This window comes from Pseudomonas quebecensis (genome assembly GCF_026410085.1).
GTDB lineage: Bacteria > Pseudomonadota > Gammaproteobacteria > Pseudomonadales > Pseudomonadaceae > Aquipseudomonas > Aquipseudomonas quebecensis.
The window spans coordinates 2,606,565-2,628,963 of the sequence record NZ_CP112866.1; the positions used below are offsets into that span (position 1 = coordinate 2,606,565).

Below are 22,399 nucleotides of genomic sequence, written 5' to 3' on the forward strand. Positions count from 1 at the left end.
TTGGACTACTGCGCGACGGGATCGATCCTACAGCAGCAATAGAAATTTCAACCAGTCTTCGCTTGGCGCAGGGCTTCGCTCAGCGCTATCAACGCGATGTCCAGGTTGGGCTGACCGGGGAAGGTATGGCTTAAGCGCAGATGCTGGTGATGCAACCCGCTGACGCTGAACAGTTCGCCGGGGGCAATGACGACCTGTCGCACCAGCATTTGCTGGAATACTTTGCGCATGTCCACCGCTCGCGTGGACGCCAGCCAGAACGTGGCGCCGGCCCTGGGCATTTGATATGTCACCTGCCCGCCCAAGTGCTGCGTCAGGCGTTGGCTCATCTGCAGGGCTTGTGCGCGCAGGTGTTCGCGCAGGGCCACCAGGTGCTGGTCGATACGGCCGCTGTGGTACAGCCGCGCAATGGCGCGCTGGCGGATCGACGATAAGCGGAACGAACGCAGCAGGAACTGGCGCTGCAATTCGCGACCCATGCGCCGGCTCAACAGATAGCCATAGGGGGCTTCCGAGCCGAGGGTTTTCTCGAACGAGGAAAATACGATCAGCCGCTCCGGGTTGACCAGATCGCGCAACGGAGCAGGCGCTGCATCGAGACTTAGCTCGCCCAGGCTGTCGTTCTCCAGCAGCCAGCAGCCGTATTGGTTCAGTCGCTGCGCAACATCCAGGCGATCTTCCACCTGCATCGCCACGCCCGAAGGCAGGCTGACCGTGGACGACAGCATTACCAGGTGCACCGGCTCTTCGCGCAACAGTCGCTCAAGCGCCGCGCTGTCAAGGCGCCCTTGCGCGGTCCAGGGCAGCTCGATGACACGCACCCCCGCGCCTTGCAGCAGGCGCAGGATCAGCCAATCACACGGCGATTCGACCACCACGGCGGTGCCTCTGAGGCCCAGCACTTCGATCAGGATATCCAGCACCCCGCGCACATCGGCGCCGATATAGACATCATCGGCGTGCCAGCAATGGGTGGGCGATGAGGTGTAGCGTGCCGCCAGCGCCGCGCGCAGTTCCCAGACACCGCAAGGCTGCGACCAGGGCTGCAGATGACCAGGGTACTGGCGCACCAGTTCGCGCTCCAGACGCAGCAAGGTGGCATCCAGAGCACCCAGCAAAGCCGGCTCATCGCCGCTCAGCACCAGCATGTCCGGACGCCGGGCGGCGGCGTACAGCCGGTCGAGCAGGTCGCCACCCATCCAGGCCATGGGATTGGCCGACATCGGCCAGGCGTAATAGCCGGATTTGGCTACGGAGTAGACGCGTCCTTCCTTCTCCAGCAACGAGTAGGCGTACTGGATGGTCGAGATCGATACGTTCAGGCGCGCCGCCAGCTGCCGCAGCGACGGCAGTTTGACCCGCGTGTCGGTGCTGACTTCGTTAATCAGGTTGATCATGTAGCGATAGACCGCCTGGTACGCGAAGTCGGCCTGGCGCTCGCTGCGCAGGGTCATCGCCCGGACAGTTGAAAGGCCGGTATCGCGCCTTGCGCCATGGCTCGCGCGTTGCGCTGTCGGCCGTGGGCGTCGGTCAACGGCCGCTTACGGTACAGGTGCTGCAGCAAGGGCAGCGGTAAACCACTGGTGTCGCTGACCCATTGTTGCAGCATCTCGGCGCAGGGCTTGCCCTGCAGCGCCTTGTGCAGCTCGGGCAGTGCGACCAGCATGCCTGGATGGCATTGGCGCAGATACCCTTCCAACCGTTGTCCGTGATGGATAAACGGCGAAAATAACAGGCAGATCAGCTGGGTTTCATCCAGCCCGAAGAATTGCTGGGCAAAGGTGCTCGACAGCACGCGCCCTTCGCTGGAGCCGGCCTCGGCGAGCAATTGCTCGGGCATGTGCAGACGCTGCATGTACTGTGTGGCCTGCTGGATAAACCCGTCGACGCCGTCTTCATAACGCAGGTCGCGCAGGCACTCGGCCTGCAGGCCGCGCAAATGTGCCATCAGCAGCGGGTTGGAATAGCTGGGATGACTGAAATGAAAACCCAGCGGATCGGGGGTGTAGGCCATGAATTCAGTCAGCAGCGTGGTCGACTCCAGGTCGACATCCTTGAGCAGGTCGGCGATACCGATATAGGCCAGGTGCCTGTGCCCCGGCGGGTTGGGGTTCTCGTGCGCCACATAGTGATCGCCGTACACGTCGCGATAATAGCCGGCGCTCCACTCGTCCATGCGCGCGAACAACTCGTTGAGCGAGCGCGCGCGGGCTTTGGGCATGGCCACCCCTGCCCCTTCTGCGGTTTTTTTCAGCCAGGCGAGAAACTGGCTTTGCTTGCGCGGAGAGTCGCCGCTGACCACCGCGTGCACGCCGCCGCCCCACGTGGTAGCGCGCAGGTAAAAATCACCCAGGGCCAGATAGGTGTCATTGCACAAGGTTGCGCGGCAATCGCCGGAGCTCAAGTGCCCCACCATCAACATGTTGCGCTGGCTGACCGCACGGCCCAGGGCTGACGCCGGGCGCAGGTGATTAAAGGGCTGGACTTCCTGGCTTTCCACCATCAGCAATTCGACACGCGGGTCGTCGTGGAGAAACAGACGGCTGTAGCCCTGATTGAGGGTTTCCAGCTGGCCCTCGGTCATTCCAGCATGGCGCAACGTCGCGACCCGCAACTGAAAGGTGCGCGGCGCGCGGCCGGCAATGGTCAGCTGGGCGGCACGTAACAGTGCCAGGGTGTAACTGCTGACTTCACCCCCTCCATGGGCCACCAGCACTTTGTAGTCACCGACCTGCTCCATGCCTCCGGCGGCCACGACAATGCGCTGGACCAATAACTGAAGTGCCGTCCTGCCCGAGCGCGTAAAGTGCCCGATCAATCGTTGCAGAACTTGCTGATAAACATGATTCATAGCCTGTTCGTGAATAGTGCTCATAGTTCTACTACCTGAGTTGAAATATCAGTTTCAAGCAACTGCCGACAGTGTGTGCTTGACCCTCTGCGCGTGTAGGAAATTCGCACTTCGCGCCGTACGCCGATGAATAGACACTAGCACCGCGCGACAAAATGACAGGACTCACCCAGCGCAATTAACGCTGTTCCACACGCTTGCAAGCTTATGAAATCAGTGGAAAAACCACCTGGCCGCGCTCGTCTTAGGAAGACTCTGACAATGTCCTACGCATGTTTAACCGAACATTTAAAGAAGCGTCCGACAAACAAGTCAAAGCAACTTGATCCCGCAGCGGCCTGAGACTTTTGATCAAAACTCGCGTATGCAAAAGTCACGTCCAATAACACGCACCTAGTTTCTGCCACCCTCGTTTGTCGCTTCATGAATTCAATCATTGCTCAATCCTTGAGATGCATTTGAAGTCGCAATTATCAGTGCTTGAACAATGATTAATAGATACAGAAGCTGGGCGAAAACCAGTGCAGATAGCCTACAAACAGCGAGTCGACCGCGCAGATACGACAACGCCGCGCTGGAAATCAGCGCGGCGTCGGGGGGCAAGGGCAGGAATCAGGGGCTGAAGCGCTATTGCGGTCACTTCAGGAGAGGCACGGGTTAAGCCCTCACAAATGGCACATTTGCCCCATGCGCCGTTGGCCAGTGCCAGCCGTTTACGAATCTTCCTACGCGCTAAACAGCTTCAACCTGCAGCGCCACACGTTCACGGCACGGGCATTCGTCCATATAGCGGTGCGCTTCCACAAATTGATCGAACGCGAACACCGTGGTTTTCAGCGGTACCAGCACGCGGTCGGCGGTCAACTGATTGATATCACGCAGGGCACGCTGCAGGGCAATGTGGTCCTGGGTAATCCCGAGTTCCGGCTTACCGGTGAAATTACCGATGCAGTGCACAAAGAACTGAATGTTCTTCTGAAACGCCGCACAGGCCGGGAACGGCGTCTGATTGCCGCCCTGCAGGCCATACAGAACCAGGCTGCCGCGCGGTGCCAGCACATCGCCGAGCAACGACATCTGCGGACCACCCAGGCCATCGAACACTACGTCTACGCCGCGATTGTCGGTGAACTTGTTGATCTGCATGAGCAAATCCTGCTCTTCGGTGACGATCACCTTCTCCGCGCCAAGGGACAGCAGGTACTCGCGTTCCGCGCTGTCCTTGGTCGCGGCGATTACCCGCACACCCAGCGCCTTGCCCAGTTGTACGAAGGACGGTCCGGCACAGTGGCTGGCATCGGTCACCAAGGCGAATTGGCCAGGCTTGACCCGTGCCAGATCCACGTAGGCAAAGTAGGCAATCAACAGCGGCGTGTAGTGCACGCTGGCCTGGACCGGGTTCAAGACGTCCGGATAGCGGGTCAAGGCCGAACGGGGCAGGACGATCATTTCGCCATACACCGGATAATCGTTGGGGCTCTCGGCCGGAAAACTGGCAACCTTGTCGCCCACCGCCAAGTCATCCACGCCTTCGCCGACGGCGACAACCACCCCCGCCATCTCGTGACCAAGGCCGGAGGGCAAGCGTGCGTGGGAAGACGCCAGGTTCTGGCGCCACAAAATGTCATACCAACTGATCCCGATCGCTTCGACACGCACCTGCACTTCGCCCGGTGCGGGCAGCGCGGCCGCATGCTCTTCGCATTTGAGCACCTCGGCCGGACCAAACTTGTGAAAACGAATCGTGCGGGACATCGCAAACCTCGCCAAATTAACCTCTAATGCCATGAACTCTATCTGGGCTTTCCAGGCAAGGCCATTGGTCACCATTAATAGTCGACATGCCTGTCATTGATTCCGCGTCTGATGAATAGACCTTAAGTATCGTAGGAAAACTCAATTAGCCGGTGCAGAGTACCAGCCTTTCCCCGTAAGATTCATGCCGGTCATGCTTCCAGACGCAACCCAAGGGCTTGCCTATGACTGATCTCGTCAAGTTTGCTGACTCTGCCAGGACACAAGATGAACCGTAACGACCTGCGTCGTGTCGACCTGAACCTCTTGATCGTATTCGAAACCTTGATGCATGAGCGCAGTGTGACCCGCGCCGCCGAGAAATTGTTCCTCGGCCAGCCGGCCATCAGCGCGGCATTGTCGCGCCTGCGCAGTTTGTTCGACGACCCGCTGTTCGTGCGCACCGGGCGCAGCATGGAACCGTCCGCCCGCGCGGTGGAAATCTTCGCCCTGCTTTCCCCGGCCCTGGACTCTATTTCCACCGCGGTCAGCCGCGCCGCCGAGTTCGACCCGGCCACCAGCACTGCGGTGTTCCGTATCGGCCTGTCCGACGACGTCGAATTCGCCCTGCTGCCGCAACTGCTCAAACGCCTGCGCGCCGAAGCTCCCGGGATCGTACTGGTGGTGCGCCGCGTCAACTACATCCTGATGCCCGGCCTGCTGGCCTCCGGCGAAATCTCCATCGGCGTGAGCTACACCGCTGACCTGCCGGCCAACGCCAAGCGCAAAGTGCTGCGCCGCAGCCTGCCCAAACTGTTGCGCGCCGACAGTGTGCCCGGCTCCCTGAGCCTCGACGACTTCTGCGCCCGCCCCCACGCGCTAGTATCCTTCGCCGGCGACCTGAGCGGCTTTATCGATGAAGAGCTGGAAAAACTCGGTCGCAAGCGTCACGTCGTACTCGCCGTGCCGCAATTCAACGGCCTGGGCACCTTGCTCGCCGGCACCGACATCCTCGCCACCGTGCCGGACTACGCGGCCGAGGCGCTGACCTCTGCCGGTGGGCTGCGCGCGGAAGACCCGCCGTTGCCGGTGCGCAGTTTTGAACTGCACATGGCGTGGCGCGGTTCGCAGGATAACGATCCGGGTGAACGGTGGTTGCGGTCGCGGATACAGATGTTTTTCGGGGACCCCGATAGCTTGTAATAGAGCTCCTCGTAAATTCCGTAACCTGTTTTATAACAAGAATTTATGGTTAATTTCGGCCCACTGCAGCTGTTTAGATCCAGTGGATTCCACGACCCATGGCGGCATGATTACTTACCCAGAATGTTCTTCAACGCAGCGGCATGGCCAGCCGGGTCGTTTACGCTGGACATCACTTCGATGACGGTGATCTTTTGATCGTTTATTGTCATCAACGAGGCCATCAGTAATTTCAGGCCGTTGAAATCGTCGGTGCCGTCCAGGCGGTACATCTTCAAGGCGTTCACCTGAATGGTCTCCTCGCTGGTCATGCGAAAGTTGGGTGACGCGGCCTGCTGCTTTTCTTTCAGGGTATCCACGGCGAGGCGAAACGCAGTGTCCGAAGTGGTGCCCGCAATCGGCACCGGGCCTTCGGTAACGATGATGGCCCGCTCGCTTTTCGGTTCGAAGTACATCGTGCCGCCGTTCTCGCTGTTCAAGGAACGGGCCTCGACGCCTTCCAGCACGAACTTCAGCTTGCCGCCTGCCAGGGATACCGATTGCGTGTCCGGTGCCGCCGTAGCGGTTTTTTCAGGCGGGGCAGCCACTGCCATGGTGGCCGCGCAGCTCAAGGCAGCAAGCATGCACAAGGAACGGGTCCAGCCCAACAGCAAATGCTTCGACATTGATAACGCCTTTGTTTTCAGGCCATCGAATACCGACGGCTTGTCGTGCGAACAGCGTATCTTACTTGCCTGCTCACCTGCCCAGGATGTTGTTCACGCGCCGCGACGTGTCGCTCGTATTGGATAACTACCACATCACCCCAACAGACAGCGGTTGGGCCTTAAAGAAGGAAGGTGCAGAACGAGCGACGAAAACGGCAACCACGAAGGCCGAAATCATAAAGCTAGCCGGTGAGTTTCTCGAAGGAAAAACAGCATCGCTGAAAATCCATAAGGAAGACGGCTCGATACAGGAGGACCGCACTTATCCTCGAAGTGCCGACCCCAAAAAACAAAAGGTTAAACGCAGAGTATGTTCGCCCCTCGCGCTACGATATCAACAGTGCCGAAGTACAGCGCCGGCCCCGCAAAATCACGAATGAAAACGACCATGGATCAGCTTATGTCACTTTTAAAACAAGCGAATTCAATGCCAGCTCGAAAGGGGGCATCAACTTAGGTTCTTTACTTGTTGAAGGCCAAAGATTGGAAATCCCGCAACTCAAACTATGCTATCACCCTGTCAGGAAATGGATCGGTATTGAGCCGCTGATGCGCCCATGAAACCATAGGCCTCTACCGGTTAGATTTGTCTCGATAGCCATAGATCATCAGCAGAAGGAACTGAATGCAATCTAGACTCAGCTGATGGCGTAGGAGGTAACATGACGGATAAAAACCTCATAGCTGAGGTCGGTCAGGACTTTGAAGCATCGATTTGGCGAACTGCTGAATGGTTGAATAAGCCAGGTAATTGCCAAACATTTACTGACGGTTCCTTGGACGTGATTACCGACTTAAAAACTGATTTTTGGCGTGAAACCCATTACGGATTCATACGCGATAGCGGACACTTCTTGGGGTTCGCAGCCTCAGGAGACTTTACTGCTCAGATCAGAATCAAAGCCGACTTCCGCGACTTGTACGATCAGGCAGGAATCATGCTCAGGCTTGATCAGGAGACTTGGCTAAAGGCAGGCATAGAAATTAATGACGGCAGGCCAATGATCAGTAGCGTGTTAACCCTAGGCCTTTCGGACTGGGCGCCTAGCTGCTTCCTCGGCAACCCGAACGATTTTTGGCTTCGTCTAACCGTTTCCAAGGGGTCGCTGCGTTTACAGTATTCAACGGATGGCGCGATTTGGCCATTGCTCAGGCTTGCACCATTTCCTACGGCGGAACGTTATAGAGTTGGCCCTATGTGCTGCACACCGCAGCGACAGGGGTTGAAGGTGAATTTCTCCGGATGGTCTTTGAGCGAGCCCCTCGGGCGAGGCCTGCACGATTTGAGCTAGGCGATGAAGAAGAGTTCTCGGACTTAATCAGTGTGCATGCAGCCGCTGGTTGGGTGCTGCGGCCTGTGATGAGCCAAAGACCCACGACGAATGTGGATCAGTTCTGGCCGGATAAGGCTGGATAGCAGTCATATGAATCCAGCACTTCTATAAATGCCAAGCGGCGCCGCCGAAACGCCGCCTGACTTTCAACGGGTGCTGGTTACCCTTTACTGTGTTCGACCGGACAACCCCCTCTAAGCAGCAGAGAAGAACGCCACTTTAGCGGTAAGACGCTCCGCCAAATCTGATAACTCAATACTAGCGGTCGACACTTGGTGCGCCGCCGTGGCCGACGCAACAGTCGAGCCATGAATTCGATTGATATTTTCAGCGACTTCATCAGTGACGCTACTCTGCTGCAACGAGGCGCTCGCGATCTGGGTGTTCATATGACTGATTGCGGCAACCTGCTCGCTGATCCTTGCCAAGGCATTCTGCGCACTGCGGGTTTGCGTAACCGTTCGGCTCGCCAGCTCACAACTATCGCGCATCGTTTGAGAGGCTGTTTCGGTACCCAATTGCAGCGTACTGATCATCGCTCGAATTTCTTCGGTCGATTGCTGTGTCCGGTTGGCCAAAGAGCGTACTTCGTCAGCGACCACCGCAAATCCACGCCCGTGCTCTCCAGCTCTGGCAGCCTCGATAGCAGCGTTCAAAGCTAGCAAATTGGTTTGCGAGGCGATGGCGTTGATCACGTCGATCACCGACGCAATATTTTCACTATGCTCGGACACTTGGTTCACGGTAGCAGTGGTTTGCTCGAGGGTTAATGCCAGTTGTTCGATAGCAACCGTGGTGCTTGCAACCAATATGTTCCCGCTTCCTACTTCAGTATCAGCCAACCGTGAGGCATCAGCTGCCTGCGCGGCATATCCAGATACTTCATTAACCGTCGCCGCCATTTGCATCATGGATGCGGCTACCTGCTCGGCTTCGCGAGTTTGCAAGCGGGTCTGCTCATTATTAGCCGATGATGCGCCGGACAACTGGGTGGCCGACTCATTGACTTCCTGGGCTGCCTTTCGCACCTGGCGAATAGTTTCTGCGAGATGCCCCTGCGTGTCTTTAAGGACGCCCATAACACTGCCGGGATAATCTGTTGAAATCGTTTGATTCAGATCACCAGCCGCCAGCCGCTCGATGGCCAATGCAACGTCTGTGGGCTCCGCACCCAGCGTGGACTTAACGAAGCGAATAATGACAGCCGACAATGTGATGCTCAGCAGCAACGCAATACCTGTCGCGATAATCATCAGCGTACTGAAATGGCTGGCGGTTGCCTGAACTTCACCAAGCTTCGCCCTGATCGACGCTTCTTCGTAGTCGATCAGCGCATTCACGCGTTTCAACCACTCACTGTAGTCCTGGGAAGTTTGACGCATCAGCAGTGCCTGAGCGCCCGGTATATCACCCGCTTTACGCAAGGAGATTACCGCTTGGGTGGAGCTAAGGGTTTGTTGCTCGATCTCCTTGATCGCTTTCAGTAGTCGAACTTCCTCGCTCGTTACGCTTGCGCTCTTGAACAGCTGATCCATTGGGGCGGCAGAATCGGAGTAGGCCTTTTCCAAGGCTGTAACCTCCGATAAATGTGTTGCCAAATCCGTATCAGTCTTGACCAGCACAGCATCCCGAATGGCAATGGCTCGGTTATGCACGCTGCCTCGGAAATTGATCGCGTAGCGCTGCACCTTAGCGGCATTTTCGCTAACGTCGCCCAAGGTGGAGTCAATGAACGCAACGCGGTGAATGCCAATGGCAGTTATCAATACAAGCAGCGCCAGGATGGCTGCAAAACTAAGCCCTATGCGCGTGGCCAACGAAAGCGTTTTCTGCATGGCGAACTCGGAAATATGACCTTTACAGGTCTCTGTTGATTTGGAAGACGCGAACGCTATTACCAGCCCATCACGTGTGATGTCTTGACGATACGTCGACCCAGAACAGTCATCCAGTTAGCAATACACACCGCGTTGATAGCGCATCGCTATCACGCATCCTTACACGCTCGCTATGGTCGTTCAGCCCCGCCGTTTTTAATGCATGAAGAATGTTGGGGCGATTCAGTCCTACTCGTTTAAGGAAACTATCCACGAACGGCCCGCCGCTCAGCATGCTAAAAACGAAAAGCCGCGGCTGGCCGCACTGCGTTCGTATTCCAGCAGACACTCATAGTCGGCTTCACTGGCCGGCAGGACCTCCTTGATCGCGAGGTCGCGGGAAACTTCAGGAAGCTGGTTCAAGGCTTCGTTCATTGCGTTCCTGATTGAAGCGGCATCCGCCGCCGTTTGCCCTATCGAGGTTATGTAAGGCAGGCAGGGGCTGCGCGCACTGCGCAGCAGGATTCTGAGGCCTTCGATCTCGGCGCTGTTATCTCTCGCAAGATAGTCGTAGGTAACGCTGTCGATGGAAGCCAAATCGCCCGCGCCTTCTTTAAGCCGTCGCATGCTCTCCCGGTGGGATCCGGTGAAGGTGAGTGTCGAAAAAAAACCACGTGCGCTGACCCCGGCCAGCGTGTGGCGCAATAAATTCATTCCTGAGTTGGAATCCGGGGCGTTGATCAGGCCATGGCTGCCCTGGTAACCTGCCAGCTCAGTCACGTCCGAATCGGCCCTGCAGAGCAGCAAACTGCAATGGCTGCCTGCCGAGCTATGGGTAAGCTCATAGCTCGGGCGCCCTATCAGCCGGACTTTTCCCCGCAGTGACGTGACAAATGGATAGCCGCAGGTCTGAGATAACAACAGATCGGCGGAAAGCCAGTGCGACGCGAGATCAACGACGGGTTTTTGCTCTCGGCGCTCGCCGAGAATCGCCAGGATGCGCTCAAGCCAGGCGTCCTGTGCCTGTGAAACCCTGGCGGGGGCCAGGTACATGGAGAGATCGCTGGTCATATCAGATCCATTCAGAAGGTGCGATCAGCGCCGATCACAGCAGGAAACGGTTGGCAGGCGTCTTCAACCCCATGCGATCCCTTAGTGTCCCCGGTTCATATTCCCGGCGAAACACCCCTCGGGCTTGCAGCAGAGGCACCACGCCACGGGTGAATGTTTCAAAGTCAGTGGGTAGAAACGGAAACATGAGGTTGTAGCCATCGACGGCATTCGACTCGTATAACGCCGACAGCTTGTCCGCAATATGCTCCGCTGTTCCGATCAGCAGCCAGGTACTGGAGCTTTTGACCAACCGGCGCCCTATTTCGCGAATGGACAAGGAAGCGTCGTACTGTTTGAGCAGGGCCAGCTCGGTTCGAATACCATCAAACTCAGCCTCATCCGGCAACGCGGGCAATGGGCCGTCCGGCGACAGGCCCGTCAAGTCCAGGCGGGTGTAGCTGGAGACCAGGTCAATCGCCACCGCATCGATAATCAGGCTGTCCTCCAGTTGCCGACGCCGCGCCTCCTCGGTCTCATCCTCGAGCACCACCGGAAGCACGCCGGTGATGATTTTCAGATCACTGGCGTGCCTGCCCTTCAACGCGAGTCGACGATTCAAATCGGCCCTGTACGCCAGTCCCTCTTCGACCGAATTGATAAAGCAGAAATGTACGTCCGCATGGGTGGCGGCCAGGTTCTTGCCGGCTTCGGAAGACCCCGCCTGGGCGAGGACCGGGTGGCCCTGGGGTGGACGCGGCACGTTAAGCGGCCCACGCACGCTGAAATGTGCGCCCTTGTGATGGATCGGGTGAATTTTGGATGGGTCGGCAAAGTCGCCGGTGCCCTTGTCAAATTCAAGCGCGCCCTCTTCCCAGGAGTCCCAAAGCTGCTTGACGACCTGAATGAATTCTTCGGCCCGCAGATAACGATCGCCGTGTTTCGTCACGCCTGACAATCCGAAATTCGAAGCCTCCTCTTCCAGCCAGGACGTCACGATATTCCAGCTGGCGCGCCCTGCGCTGAGGTAGTCCAGCGAAGCAAAATAGCGTGCGAGGTTGAAAGGCTCGTTATAGGAAGTCGAAGCCGTGCCCATCAGGCCGATGTGCTCGGTAACCGCAGCCAGCGCGGACAACAGCGTAATCGGTTCAAGGCGGGCGTTGGCATAGTGCCGCAAGCCACTTGCCACTGAATCCCAGACCGCGACGTGATCCGCGACGAAAACCGCATCGAACTTCGCCGCTTCGGCCGCCTGTACCAGTTTTACGTAGTAACCCAGCGTCAATATTTCCCTGGTCGGTGACAGCGGGTGGCGCCAGGAAAAACGATGATCGCCCTGGGGGTTAAAAAAGAACAAATTCAAAATCATGCTGTTATTCGACATAACGCCTCCGCGACCTGACCCGCGTCGCTTTCATTTTCACTGGGCCGTCTTGACCGTATGTTCGGCGACCCACTGCGCCGCGACTTTTGCTGGGTCCTTGTGATCAATATCAACCAGGCGATTGAGTTGCTTAAGGTCGTCATCGGTCAGTTTTGCCGAGACCTGGTTGAGCGCCTTGGCGACCTCCGGGGTCAGCAAGGCCTTGCGCCCCAGTGGCGTGATGTTTTGCGGGGGTTGCTGGTGCTTGTCGTCCTCGAGGACCACCCAAGGTTCTTTCGCCAGGATGCCCTGCGTGGAGACCACCGTCGCCACGTCGATAGCGCCGGAGTTCAACGCCAGCCGTGACAAGGGCCCGCCCATGTCCAGCGACTTGATGCTCTTGAAGTTGATGCCGTACACCGCCTTCAACCCCGGCAGGCCTAACGCAGCGGTGGCGACTTCCGGAGGCCCGCCCAGGGTGAAATCACCCGAGACGGGCGCCAGGTCGGACAGGGTGCGCAAGTTGTACTTTTCTGCGGTCTTTTGGGTGACGGCCCAGGCGGTAATGGAGCCTGCGGACGAGGGCTCCAGCAGTTGGAGGTCTGTCGGCAACTTCTGTTGCAACGCGCTGAGGATGTCCTGTTGGGTGGTCAGAGCGCTCTTGTCGTCATAGAAACTCAACAGTGACCCCAGGTATTCGGGGACGACGTCTATATCGCCATTTTCCAGGGCCTGGGCGATGACCTGGCGGTTGCCCAGGTTGAGTCGGGTCTTGACGTCTATCCCCTCATTTTTCAAAGCTGACGCATAAATGTTGGCGAGAATCGTCTGCTCAGAAAAGTTGGCTCCTCCAATGGTGATGGACTGAGCACTGACAAACGTGCTGCCAACCAGCAAGCCTAACCCGAGCAATAATGAAACCACCTGCGCTGAGCGCACCTTCGAACGTTGTTGGTTTTTCATGTAGGTTTGCACCTCTGCAAAGTTAATACGCACTTTAAAAAGCTCAGGGTCATGCAGCGCTTGGTTCAGCATTGCCTGCCTGCCACTTTCGAACCATGAGTGTTTCCATCATTGAACAAAGCCACTCACTGACAATCGCCAGTGCCGATACCAACAGGGCGCCACCAACGATCTGCGGCGTATCATTTCGGCCCAATCCATCTATCAGAAACCTGCCCAGACCGCCGAAGCCGGCATAAGCAGCGATGGTGGCCGTGGCGATGAGTTGCACCAGCGCGGACCGGAATCCAGAGAAGATCAGCGGAAAAGCCAGCGGCAACTCAAGCTGGAAAAACATCTGCAATCTGCGCATGCCCATTGATCTGGCCGCTTGTTTCAGAGATGAATCCACCTGATCGATGCCAACATAAGTATTGGTTAATATTGGCGGAATGCTCATGGTTACCAACGCAATAATTACCGTGCTGGTTTCATAGCCAATAAGCATAATTGCAAGTATTACGACACCCAGAGAAGGCAGTGCTCGCCCGATATTGAACAAGCCTATCGCCACCTGTGCGCCTTTGCGGTAATTAGCCAGAAGTACGCCAAGCGGCAACGCTATTGCACAGGCAATAATCAGGCTCAGAGACACATAATAAATATGTTCCGTGAGCCGAGTCAGTATTCCGTTATCACCCAACCAATTATCAGGAAGAGAAAACCAAAGGCAAACACCTGCGATCATGTTCATCAGCGCACCCAGGGGACCAGCCATTGATTGATTGAATAAAACAGCAAATCAAAACATAACGCCAATATCACCGTCAGAACCAGGCTGACCGCCACTGGCGTAGTGAAACTTTGCGCCAGCCCGGTGATAAACAACTGGCCTAATCCGCCCTGGCCAATCAAGGCGGTTACCGTCACCAGCCCCACCAACGTAACCGAGGTTGTTCGCAGGCCCGCCAATAACGCAGGCAGCGCCAGTGGAAGTTCAACCCCGAGGAATCGCTGCATGCGCGTATACCCGAGCGCCCGCGCTTCCTCCAAAACGTCCACAGGGTTGCTCGCCAGCCCCGCCAGGGTGTTCTGCAGCACAATAAGCAAGGAATACAGACTTAAACCAATGACCGCCGTGGTTTTGGATAAGCCGGTAAAAGGCATAATTAAAATAAACAGTGCCAGGGACGGAATGGTAAAGAGTATGCCGCAGACGTAAATCATCGGCCGCGCCAATCCTGGCTGCCATAACGTCAAGAGCACCATTGCGCCTGCTAACAGCATCCCTGTACATAGGCCCAGGGTCACCAGTTGAATATGATCAACTAACAATTGACCGATCTGCTGCCAGTTTTCAACGATCCAGGACCAGTCAATCATGGTGCACTTCCAAAACGGGCTTATTAAGTGCGCTGTGAAGGCTGGCAATCGAGAGGCAACCGTCGTAAGCGCCCGCCTCGTCCACGCGCACAACCACACCGATAGGAACCGTTAGAATTTTAACCAGCGCGTGATGCAACGAGTCGTTACTCGACACCGTCGTCAGTTGCGGAACAGGCACGTCCGACTCACTGACCCACTTCAACGGATTGGACTTATCATCCAGTAGAAGTTTGAATTCACAACTGACTTCATCCACCGGAAGATCAGCAACCTTCATCAGCGAAAGCCTTTTTAACAGCGGATCTTTGCCGATAAAGTCCCTCACAAACGCGCTGGCGGGATGGGCAAGAACATTGTGAGGTGTATCGAACTGAACAAGTTTGCCTTCGCCCTCGAAGATAGCAATCCGATCACCGATCTTGATCGCCTCCTCCATATCATGGGTCACTAGGATAATGGTTTTATGCAAACGTCTCTGAAGCGCAACCAGTTCGTCCTGCAGTCGCTCGCGTATCACCGGATCAAGCGCGGCAAAGGGTTCGTCCATCAATACAACCGGTGGATCCGAGGCCAATGCCCGCGCCAGGGCGACGCGACTTTGCTGCCCGCCCGAGAGCTGATTAGGGTAGCGCTGAAGAAATTCCGGCTGGAGCCCAACCAGGGAAATGAGCTCGCTCACGCGCTGGCGGATTTTCTGTTTGCTCCAGCCCAGCAGCCGCGGGACTGCGCCAATATTTTCTGCAACCGTCTGGTGGGGAAATAAGGCAGCGCTCTGCATCATGAAGCCAATGCCGCGGCGCAGCGTCACCACGTCGAGCTGATCGGTCGCCACGCCGTTGACAAAGATGCCGCCACTGTCCTGGATATCCAGCCTGTTGATCATGCGCAAAATGGTGGTCTTGCCGCACCCGCTGGGCCCGACAAATACACAGATCTCACCCTCACGGACGTGAAGCGTCAGATCGCTCACGGCCGTACGCGGGCTGCCTTTATGGGTTTTGTTGACCGCTTCAAAACGTATCATTTTCCGACGCCCAGATTAGCTTGCATAGTGTTAGTGCTCGGCAGGATGGCGGGGACAATCCACGGGACTGATCAGATACTTCTGCAATAACCGGAAGTACCCGTGAATGACATAACCATTGTTTCGTGCAATCCATTGTTCACGCCTGGCTCTATACACCCGGGGTAAGTAAAACCAGGGCAAACCGGGGAGATCGTGATGAACCAAGTGAAGATTGAGATTAAGGAACAGCCAACTCAACAACCCTGTCGATTCGTTGATCGCCGTGCGGTGTTCCGCAAGCGTTGACGGACGATGTTCGTAAAAGGACCTGATCATCGCGATCGATAAGGCCGGCAGCGACACCAGGAATAGGTACTGGATGGCACTGATCGCGCTGTACTCTTCGACCACGGCCAGTATTAGGCCAACACTCAATATATGCGCGGCCCACATCCGCCAAGCCATTCGCCCGGAGTGAAACAATTGTGCTGTCTGACTGCCCACCAAACTTACTACCGCCAACGGCGCGCCCATCAGCAAACGACCGCCCAGGGTCTTGTTTGCCCATAACAACATTCTGATATACCGAGGCGAGCGCAACCAAACAGCAGCGGTGACATAACGACTTTCCGGATCCAGGCCTGGCAATGTAAGAACGTCGTCGTTGTGATGCGCCAAGTGTGTGTCCCTATAAATGTCGTAGGGGTACCACACGGCAAACGGTAGAAATCCCAAGGCCTTATTAATGGCAGGCCAGCGCGTGGGATGACCGTGAATAAGCTCATGTTGAATCGACATCCAAAGCACAACCAATGGAACCAGCAAGACTAGGGTGAAACCCTCGCCAAGGACTTCGCCAGAAAAAATAATCGCCGCCCAGGCTATATAGAACCCAGCTAACAAAAGCCAGGTAGGCCATTCAGTTTTACTGGTTACAGTCGTGCTGAGTTTAACGATTTCAGCTCGATGAGCTTCATCCAGATAGTTAGGCATAGTGGTTAGTCGTGAAAGATCTTGTTCGGAACAGGCGACCAACCATTAAGCCTTCAAGGCTCACCCCAAAGCGGGTGTTATCTGAAGAGAATGGGTTGGACTATCGGTATGCAAGTGCCTGATAACGACAATTCACATGGCGTGGAGAAGAAATGCCAAGCCTTCGCCGATTGCACTGCACGCTTCGCTGTTGGCCTGACAAGGGAGAGGTTTGCCGGTTACAAGTGGAACGGCAAAGCAAGAGATATGATTGAAGCGGATAGTGCCGGCGTGAAAAATCGCTGCTCGGGCTGCGTCATGCGACAAAGCCTCAAGGCTATTTTGTAAGGTTCGCGCGCCGGACATAGTCGTACCATAAGAATAGGATTGAACTCATCCGGCGGTCCGGTGAAAGCAAGGTAGCATGATCACTAATACGAACAAGGAATAAATTTTTTTATGCTTAGTCATAAAAAGAATAAGCAACAGCCAGTCCCAGGGCAGCGAGTCAACCCTGACTGGAATGTCTGCCCTTGGATCGGTAACGGCGTATAAGAGCCACAGCCACCACCACGCCGACCACGCCCAGTGCAATCGGCAGGCGATAAGGTTTCAGATCGCCCAAGGCACGTTGCAAAAACTCGCCTGCCCAATAGCCTGCGCCGGCAAACAGCGTGGCCCAAACCAGTGCGCCCACCGCATTGATGCAGGCGAATTTGAGCGGTGCAATCTTGCTCGCGCCAATGACCATGGGCCCCAGCAAACGCATGCCGTAGAGAAAGCGCACAGAAAAGATCGACGCCGTGGGGTGCCGATGGATCAAGGCGGTGACCTTGTCGATGGCGGCCTGTTTTTTATGCAGGCGCGGCAGTAAGCGGTCGCCGAAATAGCGTCCGGCCCAGAACAGCAATTGATCCCCCAGCATGCCGGCCAGACTGGCGTAGCCGATCACGGGCAGCAGCTTGAGCACCTGCTGATGCGCGGCCACGCCGCCCAGGATGAGGATCGTTTCGCCTTCTAGCAGACAACCGATAAAAATCGCCCAGTAACCATAGGTGGCCAGCAGGTGGTTGAGGTCGAGGTGTTCAAAATATGCGCTCATTTGCTCCATGACGGCCAGGTAGCTCGGGGCATCAGTACTGATCCGTGGCTACAGCAAATGGACACAGACGTCAGCAAGACGGTTCCTTTGAAAGGTGTTGGGCAACCGACTACTGGCCAGGTCCGCCAGCGCGGTGGCTGGCGACTTATTTCCCGCCCGTCACATCGAGAAAGGTGCCGGTAACGAATGAAGCCTCCGCGCCTGCCAGCCATAGAATGGCCTGCGCCACCTCTTCCGGCTGACCGCCCCGCCCCATGGGGATCGAATCCTTGACGCGGTCCACGCGCCCGGGCTCACCGCCGCTGGCGTGCATGTCGGTATAGATATGCCCGGGGCGAATGCAGTTAACACGGATGCCTTCACGGGCCACCTCCTTTGCAAACCCGATGGTAAAGGTTTCCAGGGCGCCCTTTGACGCCGCGTAGTCCACGTATTCATTAGGACTGCCAAGGCGGGCCGATGCCGAGGAAACGTTGATCACTACACCGCCCGGGCCGTTATGACGGTAGGCCATGCGTTTCACCGCTTGCTGGGCACACAGTATCGGCCCGATGGCATTGACTGCGAAGATGCGCTGCATGCGTGCGAAGTCGAGGTCTTCCAGGCGTGACTGAAGCGCCAGTACCCCGGCGTTGTTGACCAGTACGTCGATGCGCCCGAACCGGCGATCAATGGCCGTGAACAGATCGGCAACCTGTTGCGGGTCTGCACTGTCGGCGCGTATAGCCAGCGCTTTGCGTCCCGCTGCTTCGACATCCGCGACCACCGCCAGCGCCGCAGCCTCGTTGCTGACGTAGCTGATCGCGACGTCATACCCTCTTTTGGCCGCCAGCCGAGCGGTGGCGGCGCCCACTCCACGACTGCCGCCGGTGATCAGAATCAGCGGTGCCTGCGAATCAGTGATCATGGTGTATCTCCCTGTGAGTGTTGGCCTTGTCAGCCGATGATGATGGCGCCGCTGGCGATCACGACGCACGCCAGAATCCGGCGCGCGGTGAGCGGCTCGCCGAGGAACCCATAGCCGATCAGCGCCGCGAACAGCACGCTGGTTTCGCGCAATGCGGACACCGCGCCCAAAGGCGCTTCGTTCATGGCGTAGATAACCATTGCGTAGGCAAGCAAAGAGACCAGGCCGCCGACCAACGCGGTGACTGTTCCGGGCCGCACGCAGAATAAGCTGCGAGCGTCGCGCAGACCGATGTAGACCAGCGGCATCAGTACGCCCCACAAAGCGCTCATCCACACTGTATAGGCAAGCGGCGCGCCCGAGAGCCTGGCGCCGATGCCATCGACAACGCTGTAGGCCGCAATAAAGCAGCCCGTGCCCAGCGCATAGGGCAGGCTGGGCACCGAGAGACTGCGCCCTCTGAAGGCCAGCGAAATAATCCCACCCGACACCAGCGCGATACCGAGCAGTTGGCCAGGCGCGATACTTTCTCCGGCAAAGAAGGCGGCCCCCAGGGTGATCAATACCGGCGACGAACCACGCGAAATCGGATAGACCTGCCCCAGGTCACCGACCCGATAACTGCGCACCAGAAACAGGTTGTAACCCACATGCAGCAACCCCGACAGCAGCGCGTAGCCCCAACTTTCAACCGCAGGCGGCAGCATGAACGCCGCGGCGACGGTGCAGGTGATGGCAATGGCCATGCACATCACCGTCATCGACCACAGCCGATCGGCACCGCTGCGCAGGAGTGCGTTCCAACTGGCATGCAGGAGCGCGGCGAAAAGGACGAGGCAGACCAGATGAATAGGCATGCCCCATTCTAGGTACGTCGGCGGCGGGACTACAGAGAAGTCTCCTCATCGCGGTATGAATGAACACTCATCATTGGCTCCTCTACCTCTCGCACTTTCAGCGCCTCACTGAGCAACCAGCGGCGAAAGCTGACGATATGCGGCAGCGTTTCGACGCCCTTGGGGCAAACAAAGTAATAAGCCAGCGGCGATGGAAAATGCACATCGAACAGCCGCACCAGACGGCCATCGCTGATTTCCTTCTCGACATGCCCGCTACGCACCAAGGCCACACCCTGGCCGAGCAATGCCGCCTCGACCGTCATGTTGGTATCGCCGAACCTGACGCTTTCCCTGAGCGGCAGATACACCAGCCCCAGGGCCTCGAACCACACCTCCCATTTGGGCGCCAACTCTGCACCATCCCGCGCCAGCAGCGGGAAATGCAACAACTCGGCGGGGCTTTGCGGTGTTCCGATGCGCCTCAGCAAGTCGGGACTGGCCACGGGAAATACCTGCTCCCCGAACAGGAACTCCGAATGCAGGCCGGGGTAACTGCCCTTGCCCAGTCTGATCGCGACATCGGCCTGGGCGTTGGAGAAGTGAATGATGGTGTCCGTGGTGTCCAACGACACCAGCAGCTCGGGGTGCTGGCGAGCGAGGTTCGGCAAGCGTGGCAGCAGCCACTTCAGGGCAAACGAATAGGTGGTGCTCACGCTGAGTCGGACCCGGCCCTTCTGCTCGCGCAGGTCGCACAACGTCGCCTCCAGGCTGATGAAAAACTCGCGCACGATAGGCGCCAGCGTAGCCCCTGCGGCCGTGAGGCGTAATGCCTTGCCCCGCTCGAACAACTGCAACCCCCACAGCGCCTCAAGGTGCCTGAGCTGGTGACTGACCGCGCTCTGGGTCACATGGAGTTCCTGCGCGGCGGCCGTAAAGGTCGGGTGGCGGGTGGCGACTTCAAAAGCGCGGAGTGTTGCGGTGGGTGGCAGGTCTTTCATCGGGGCAGTATCCATCCAGCCATTAAAAGGGCATTGCATGAACGTAAGCTCATCATAAAGCCAAGCCGATTGAAAACCTCGCCATTCAATTGGCGCAAGCGTGTTTGCTTCGACTAGAGTGCGATAGTGGCCTTTTGACACGTCGCTTCGTCACCTGCTGGTAATAAACCAGACGGAAGGCATGCTGCAGCGTCTAAAGTTGCGGCACATAGGGCAGATAACCCCTATGTTGATTACATCCGCAGTACTGTTCAAGGATCGAACTCATGACCCCGCGCCAATCCAGTCGTACCTCTCTTCCCGGTCATCCGCGTTTTCGTTGGTTCGCTTTCATTCCGGTGGTCCCCGCCGTGATCTGGATACTTTTCCAGTCAACCTCCCCCGCCAACCTGGCTGCTTGTGCGGCGCTGTTGCTGATCGGCCTCGGCGCGTGCGCCTGGAGCGCGAAAGCCCAGCGCGATGCGCTGTTGCGGTTGACTGCCGACGCACTGGCCGAGCAGGCCGAGGCCGAGGCGGCACACGCCGGCAAGGCGTCGCGGGCGCAGCTCGACGAGGTGTTGCTGGGCGCCATGCCGATCTGGGCCAAGCAGGTAGAAAGTTCACGCCAGCAAACCGAAGAAGCCATTGTGAGCCTGGCCAATCGTTTCACCGGGATCGCCGCACGCTTGCAGGAAACCGTCCAGGCTTCGCAGCACGCCGCCGGTGAACTGGATGGGCAGGCCGCCGACGGCGCCCTTAAGGTACTGGCGCGCAGCGACAGCGAACTGAGCCAGGTGATCGACTCGCTCAAGGCCACTCAATCAAGCCGCGACCAGACCCTGGCGCAAGTGCGCAGCCTCACCGCCTACACCGGCGAATTGCGCACCATGGCCGCCGACGTTGCCGCCATTGCCGCGCAGACCAATCTATTGGCCTTGAACGCCGCAATCGAAGCGGCACGTGCCGGTGAAGCCGGGCGCGGCTTTGCGGTGGTGGCCGATGCGGTGCGTAGCCTGTCGAGCAAATCCAGCGAGACAGGCCAGCAGATGTCCGCCAAGGTCGACATCATCAACAACGCCATTACCCAACTCGTGCAGGCCGCCTCCACCAGCGCTGACCAGGACAGCCATTCGGTGGGCGCGTCCGAGCAAAGCATCCAGCTGGTGCTTGAACGGTTCCAGAACATCACCGGGCGCCTGGCCCAATCCGCCGACCTGCTCAAACAGGAAAGCTACGGCATCCGCGACGAGATGACCGACGTGCTGGTCAACCTGCAGTTCCAGGACCGGGTCAGCCAGATCCTCAGCCACGTGCGCGACAACATGAACGCGTTGCACGACCACTTGCACCAGGCCAAACAGGCACCGGACCAGGCGGTGAGCATCGACGCCCGACAGTGGCTGGCAAGCATGGAGGCCACCTACGCCACCGACGAGCAGCGGCGCACGCACCACGGCAACGCCGCCGCGCAGCAGAATTCCCAAGACATCACTTTCTTTTAGGAGCCCATCATGGCGAAAAGTGTATTAGTGGTCGACGACTCCAGCAGCGTGCGGCAAGTGGTCGGTATCGCCCTGAAAAGCGCGGGTTACGACGTGATCGAGGCCAGCGACGGCAAGGACGCCCTGGGCAAACTCAACGGGCAGAAGGTGCACCTGATCATCAGCGACGTGAACATGCCCAATATGGACGGCATCACCTTCGTCAAAGAAGTGAAGAAGCTGGCCAACTACAAGTTCACGCCGATCATCATGCTGACCACCGAGTCCCAGGAATCGAAAAAGGCCGAGGGCCAGGCCGCAGGCGCCAAAGCGTGGGTGGTCAAGCCGTTCCAGCCCGCGCAGATGCTGGCGGCGGTGTCAAAGCTGATTCTGCCGTGATCCGGGGAGGCTGGCATGTCCATCACCCACGAAACCACTGACGACACGGCTCGCGTGGGCATTGAAGGCGAGCTGACGATCTATACCGTCGCCGAGCTGGCCGCCGCCCTGCTGCCGCAGGTTGGCACCGCCGCCCGCCTTGAGCTAGACCTTTCGCAGGTCACCGAGATGGATGGCGCCGGCCTGCAACTGCTCGCGGTGATCGAGCGTGAAGCCGGCCTCAACGGCATCGCGCTGAGCCTGACCGGTCAGAGCCAGGCCGTCACGCACACACTGCAACTCTGTCGCGGCGCCGCGTCGTAGGCGGCCCCACCGTTTTATTGATCGAC

Annotated in this window: 21 protein-coding genes and 3 pseudogenes; 7 read left to right on the forward strand and 17 right to left on the reverse strand. The window is 57.7% G+C overall.

The window, feature by feature from the left end:
• Window positions 1-47 precede the first annotated feature (47 nt).
• From OSC50_RS12150 to OSC50_RS12160, 3 genes are all read right to left on the reverse strand, one after another.
• The gene (locus tag OSC50_RS12150) at window positions 48-1,454 is read right to left on the reverse strand and encodes an aminotransferase-like domain-containing protein (protein WP_266249315.1); all 1,407 of its coding nucleotides are present in this window, start codon (window positions 1,452-1,454) and stop codon (window positions 48-50) included.
• The gene (locus tag OSC50_RS12155; protein ID WP_181079494.1) at window positions 1,451-2,875 is read right to left on the reverse strand and encodes a hypothetical protein; all 1,425 of its coding nucleotides are present in this window, start codon (window positions 2,873-2,875) and stop codon (window positions 1,451-1,453) included. Before OSC50_RS12155 ends, OSC50_RS12150 begins: the two co-directional genes overlap by 4 nt.
• Window positions 2,876-3,583: 708 nt before the next feature.
• Complete coding sequence (locus OSC50_RS12160) at window positions 3,584-4,606, reverse strand: zinc-dependent alcohol dehydrogenase family protein (protein ID WP_181079495.1); 1,023 nt, start codon at window positions 4,604-4,606, stop codon at window positions 3,584-3,586.
• 267 nt (window positions 4,607-4,873) lie between these two features.
• On the opposite strand from OSC50_RS12160, the gene OSC50_RS12165 reads away from it, so the two are divergent.
• Complete coding sequence (locus OSC50_RS12165) at window positions 4,874-5,788, forward strand: LysR family transcriptional regulator (RefSeq protein WP_266249312.1); 915 nt, start codon at window positions 4,874-4,876, stop codon at window positions 5,786-5,788.
• Between the two features lie 110 nt (window positions 5,789-5,898).
• On the opposite strand, the gene OSC50_RS12170 is transcribed toward OSC50_RS12165, so the two are convergent.
• The gene (locus OSC50_RS12170; protein ID WP_266249310.1) at window positions 5,899-6,453 is read right to left on the reverse strand and encodes a DcrB/PsbP domain-containing protein; all 555 of its coding nucleotides are present in this window, start codon (window positions 6,451-6,453) and stop codon (window positions 5,899-5,901) included.
• A 119-nt stretch (window positions 6,454-6,572) separates the two neighbouring features.
• Between OSC50_RS12170 and OSC50_RS12175 the strand changes: the two are divergent.
• Together OSC50_RS12175 and OSC50_RS12180 are read left to right on the forward strand one after the other, a co-directional pair.
• A pseudogene (locus OSC50_RS12175) lies at window positions 6,573-6,791 on the forward strand (DUF2188 domain-containing protein); the annotation flags it as partial.
• A 366-nt stretch (window positions 6,792-7,157) separates the two neighbouring features.
• A complete protein-coding gene (locus OSC50_RS12180) occupies window positions 7,158-7,787 on the forward strand; it encodes a DUF1349 domain-containing protein (protein ID WP_266249308.1) in 630 nt (209 codons plus the stop codon).
• A 236-nt stretch (window positions 7,788-8,023) separates the two neighbouring features.
• Here OSC50_RS12180 and OSC50_RS26190 read toward each other — a convergent pair.
• The 9 genes and pseudogenes from OSC50_RS26190 to OSC50_RS12220 all read right to left on the reverse strand — a co-directional run.
• Window positions 8,024-8,545: pseudogene (locus tag OSC50_RS26190) on the reverse strand (methyl-accepting chemotaxis protein); the annotation flags it as partial.
• 609 nt (window positions 8,546-9,154) lie between these two features.
• Window positions 9,155-9,664, reverse strand: a pseudogene (locus OSC50_RS26195) (MCP four helix bundle domain-containing protein); the annotation flags it as partial.
• Window positions 9,665-9,934: 270 nt separating this feature from the next.
• Window positions 9,935-10,717, reverse strand: coding sequence for a phosphate/phosphite/phosphonate ABC transporter substrate-binding protein (locus OSC50_RS12190; RefSeq protein ID WP_266249304.1), 783 nt, complete (start codon window positions 10,715-10,717; stop codon window positions 9,935-9,937).
• Window positions 10,718-10,751: 34 nt separating this feature from the next.
• Window positions 10,752-12,080 carry an LLM class flavin-dependent oxidoreductase gene (locus OSC50_RS12195; protein ID WP_266249302.1) on the reverse strand — a complete coding sequence of 443 codons (1,329 nt, stop codon included), beginning with the start codon at window positions 12,078-12,080 and terminating at the stop codon, window positions 10,752-10,754.
• A gap of 36 nt (window positions 12,081-12,116) precedes the next feature.
• Window positions 12,117-13,094 (reverse strand): ABC transporter substrate-binding protein, encoded by a 978-nt coding sequence (locus OSC50_RS12200; RefSeq protein WP_253507488.1) that lies wholly within the window; start codon window positions 13,092-13,094, stop codon window positions 12,117-12,119.
• Window positions 13,072-13,755 (reverse strand): ABC transporter permease, encoded by a 684-nt coding sequence (locus tag OSC50_RS12205; protein ID WP_266249299.1) that lies wholly within the window; start codon window positions 13,753-13,755, stop codon window positions 13,072-13,074. Before OSC50_RS12205 ends, OSC50_RS12200 begins: the two co-directional genes overlap by 23 nt.
• Window positions 13,755-14,384, reverse strand: coding sequence for an ABC transporter permease (locus OSC50_RS12210; protein ID WP_266249297.1), 630 nt, complete (start codon window positions 14,382-14,384; stop codon window positions 13,755-13,757). The genes OSC50_RS12205 and OSC50_RS12210 overlap by 1 nt, the downstream gene beginning before the upstream one ends.
• Window positions 14,377-15,411: an ABC transporter ATP-binding protein gene (locus tag OSC50_RS12215; protein WP_266249295.1), complete on the reverse strand. Its 1,035-nt coding sequence runs from the start codon at window positions 15,409-15,411 to the stop codon at window positions 14,377-14,379. The genes OSC50_RS12210 and OSC50_RS12215 overlap by 8 nt, the downstream gene beginning before the upstream one ends.
• Before the next feature lie 30 nt (window positions 15,412-15,441).
• Window positions 15,442-16,386: a fatty acid desaturase gene (locus OSC50_RS12220; protein ID WP_266249293.1), complete on the reverse strand. Its 945-nt coding sequence runs from the start codon at window positions 16,384-16,386 to the stop codon at window positions 15,442-15,444.
• A 108-nt stretch (window positions 16,387-16,494) separates the two neighbouring features.
• Between OSC50_RS12220 and OSC50_RS12225 the strand changes: the two genes are divergently transcribed.
• Window positions 16,495-16,713, forward strand: coding sequence for a hypothetical protein (locus OSC50_RS12225; RefSeq protein WP_266249292.1), 219 nt, complete (start codon window positions 16,495-16,497; stop codon window positions 16,711-16,713).
• Window positions 16,714-16,873: 160 nt separating this feature from the next.
• Here OSC50_RS12225 and OSC50_RS12230 read toward each other — a convergent pair whose 3' ends face one another.
• The 4 genes from OSC50_RS12230 to gcvA form a co-directional block, all read right to left on the reverse strand.
• The gene (locus tag OSC50_RS12230) at window positions 16,874-17,467 is read right to left on the reverse strand and encodes a DedA family protein (RefSeq protein WP_266249290.1); all 594 of its coding nucleotides are present in this window, start codon (window positions 17,465-17,467) and stop codon (window positions 16,874-16,876) included.
• 145 nt (window positions 17,468-17,612) lie between these two features.
• Window positions 17,613-18,374: an SDR family oxidoreductase gene (locus OSC50_RS12235; protein ID WP_181079517.1), complete on the reverse strand. Its 762-nt coding sequence runs from the start codon at window positions 18,372-18,374 to the stop codon at window positions 17,613-17,615.
• Between the two features lie 29 nt (window positions 18,375-18,403).
• Complete coding sequence (locus OSC50_RS12240) at window positions 18,404-19,231, reverse strand: DMT family transporter (protein ID WP_181079518.1); 828 nt, start codon at window positions 19,229-19,231, stop codon at window positions 18,404-18,406.
• A 29-nt stretch (window positions 19,232-19,260) separates the two neighbouring features.
• Complete coding sequence (gcvA, locus tag OSC50_RS12245) at window positions 19,261-20,211, reverse strand: transcriptional regulator GcvA (protein WP_181079519.1); 951 nt, start codon at window positions 20,209-20,211, stop codon at window positions 19,261-19,263.
• A gap of 569 nt (window positions 20,212-20,780) precedes the next feature.
• Here gcvA and OSC50_RS12250 point away from each other — a divergent pair.
• Genes OSC50_RS12250 through OSC50_RS12260 form a run of 3 tightly spaced genes read left to right on the forward strand, consistent with a single transcriptional unit; the run spans window position 20,781 to window position 22,373 of the window.
• Window positions 20,781-21,692, forward strand: coding sequence for a methyl-accepting chemotaxis protein (locus tag OSC50_RS12250; RefSeq protein ID WP_375139334.1), 912 nt, complete (start codon window positions 20,781-20,783; stop codon window positions 21,690-21,692).
• Window positions 21,693-21,701: 9 nt separating this feature from the next.
• Window positions 21,702-22,070, forward strand: a complete 369-nt coding sequence (locus OSC50_RS12255; RefSeq protein WP_034097651.1) for a response regulator — start codon at window positions 21,702-21,704, stop codon at window positions 22,068-22,070.
• A 15-nt stretch (window positions 22,071-22,085) separates the two neighbouring features.
• Window positions 22,086-22,373: an STAS domain-containing protein gene (locus tag OSC50_RS12260; RefSeq protein WP_266249285.1), complete on the forward strand. Its 288-nt coding sequence runs from the start codon at window positions 22,086-22,088 to the stop codon at window positions 22,371-22,373.
• Window positions 22,374-22,399: the final 26 nt, after the last annotated feature.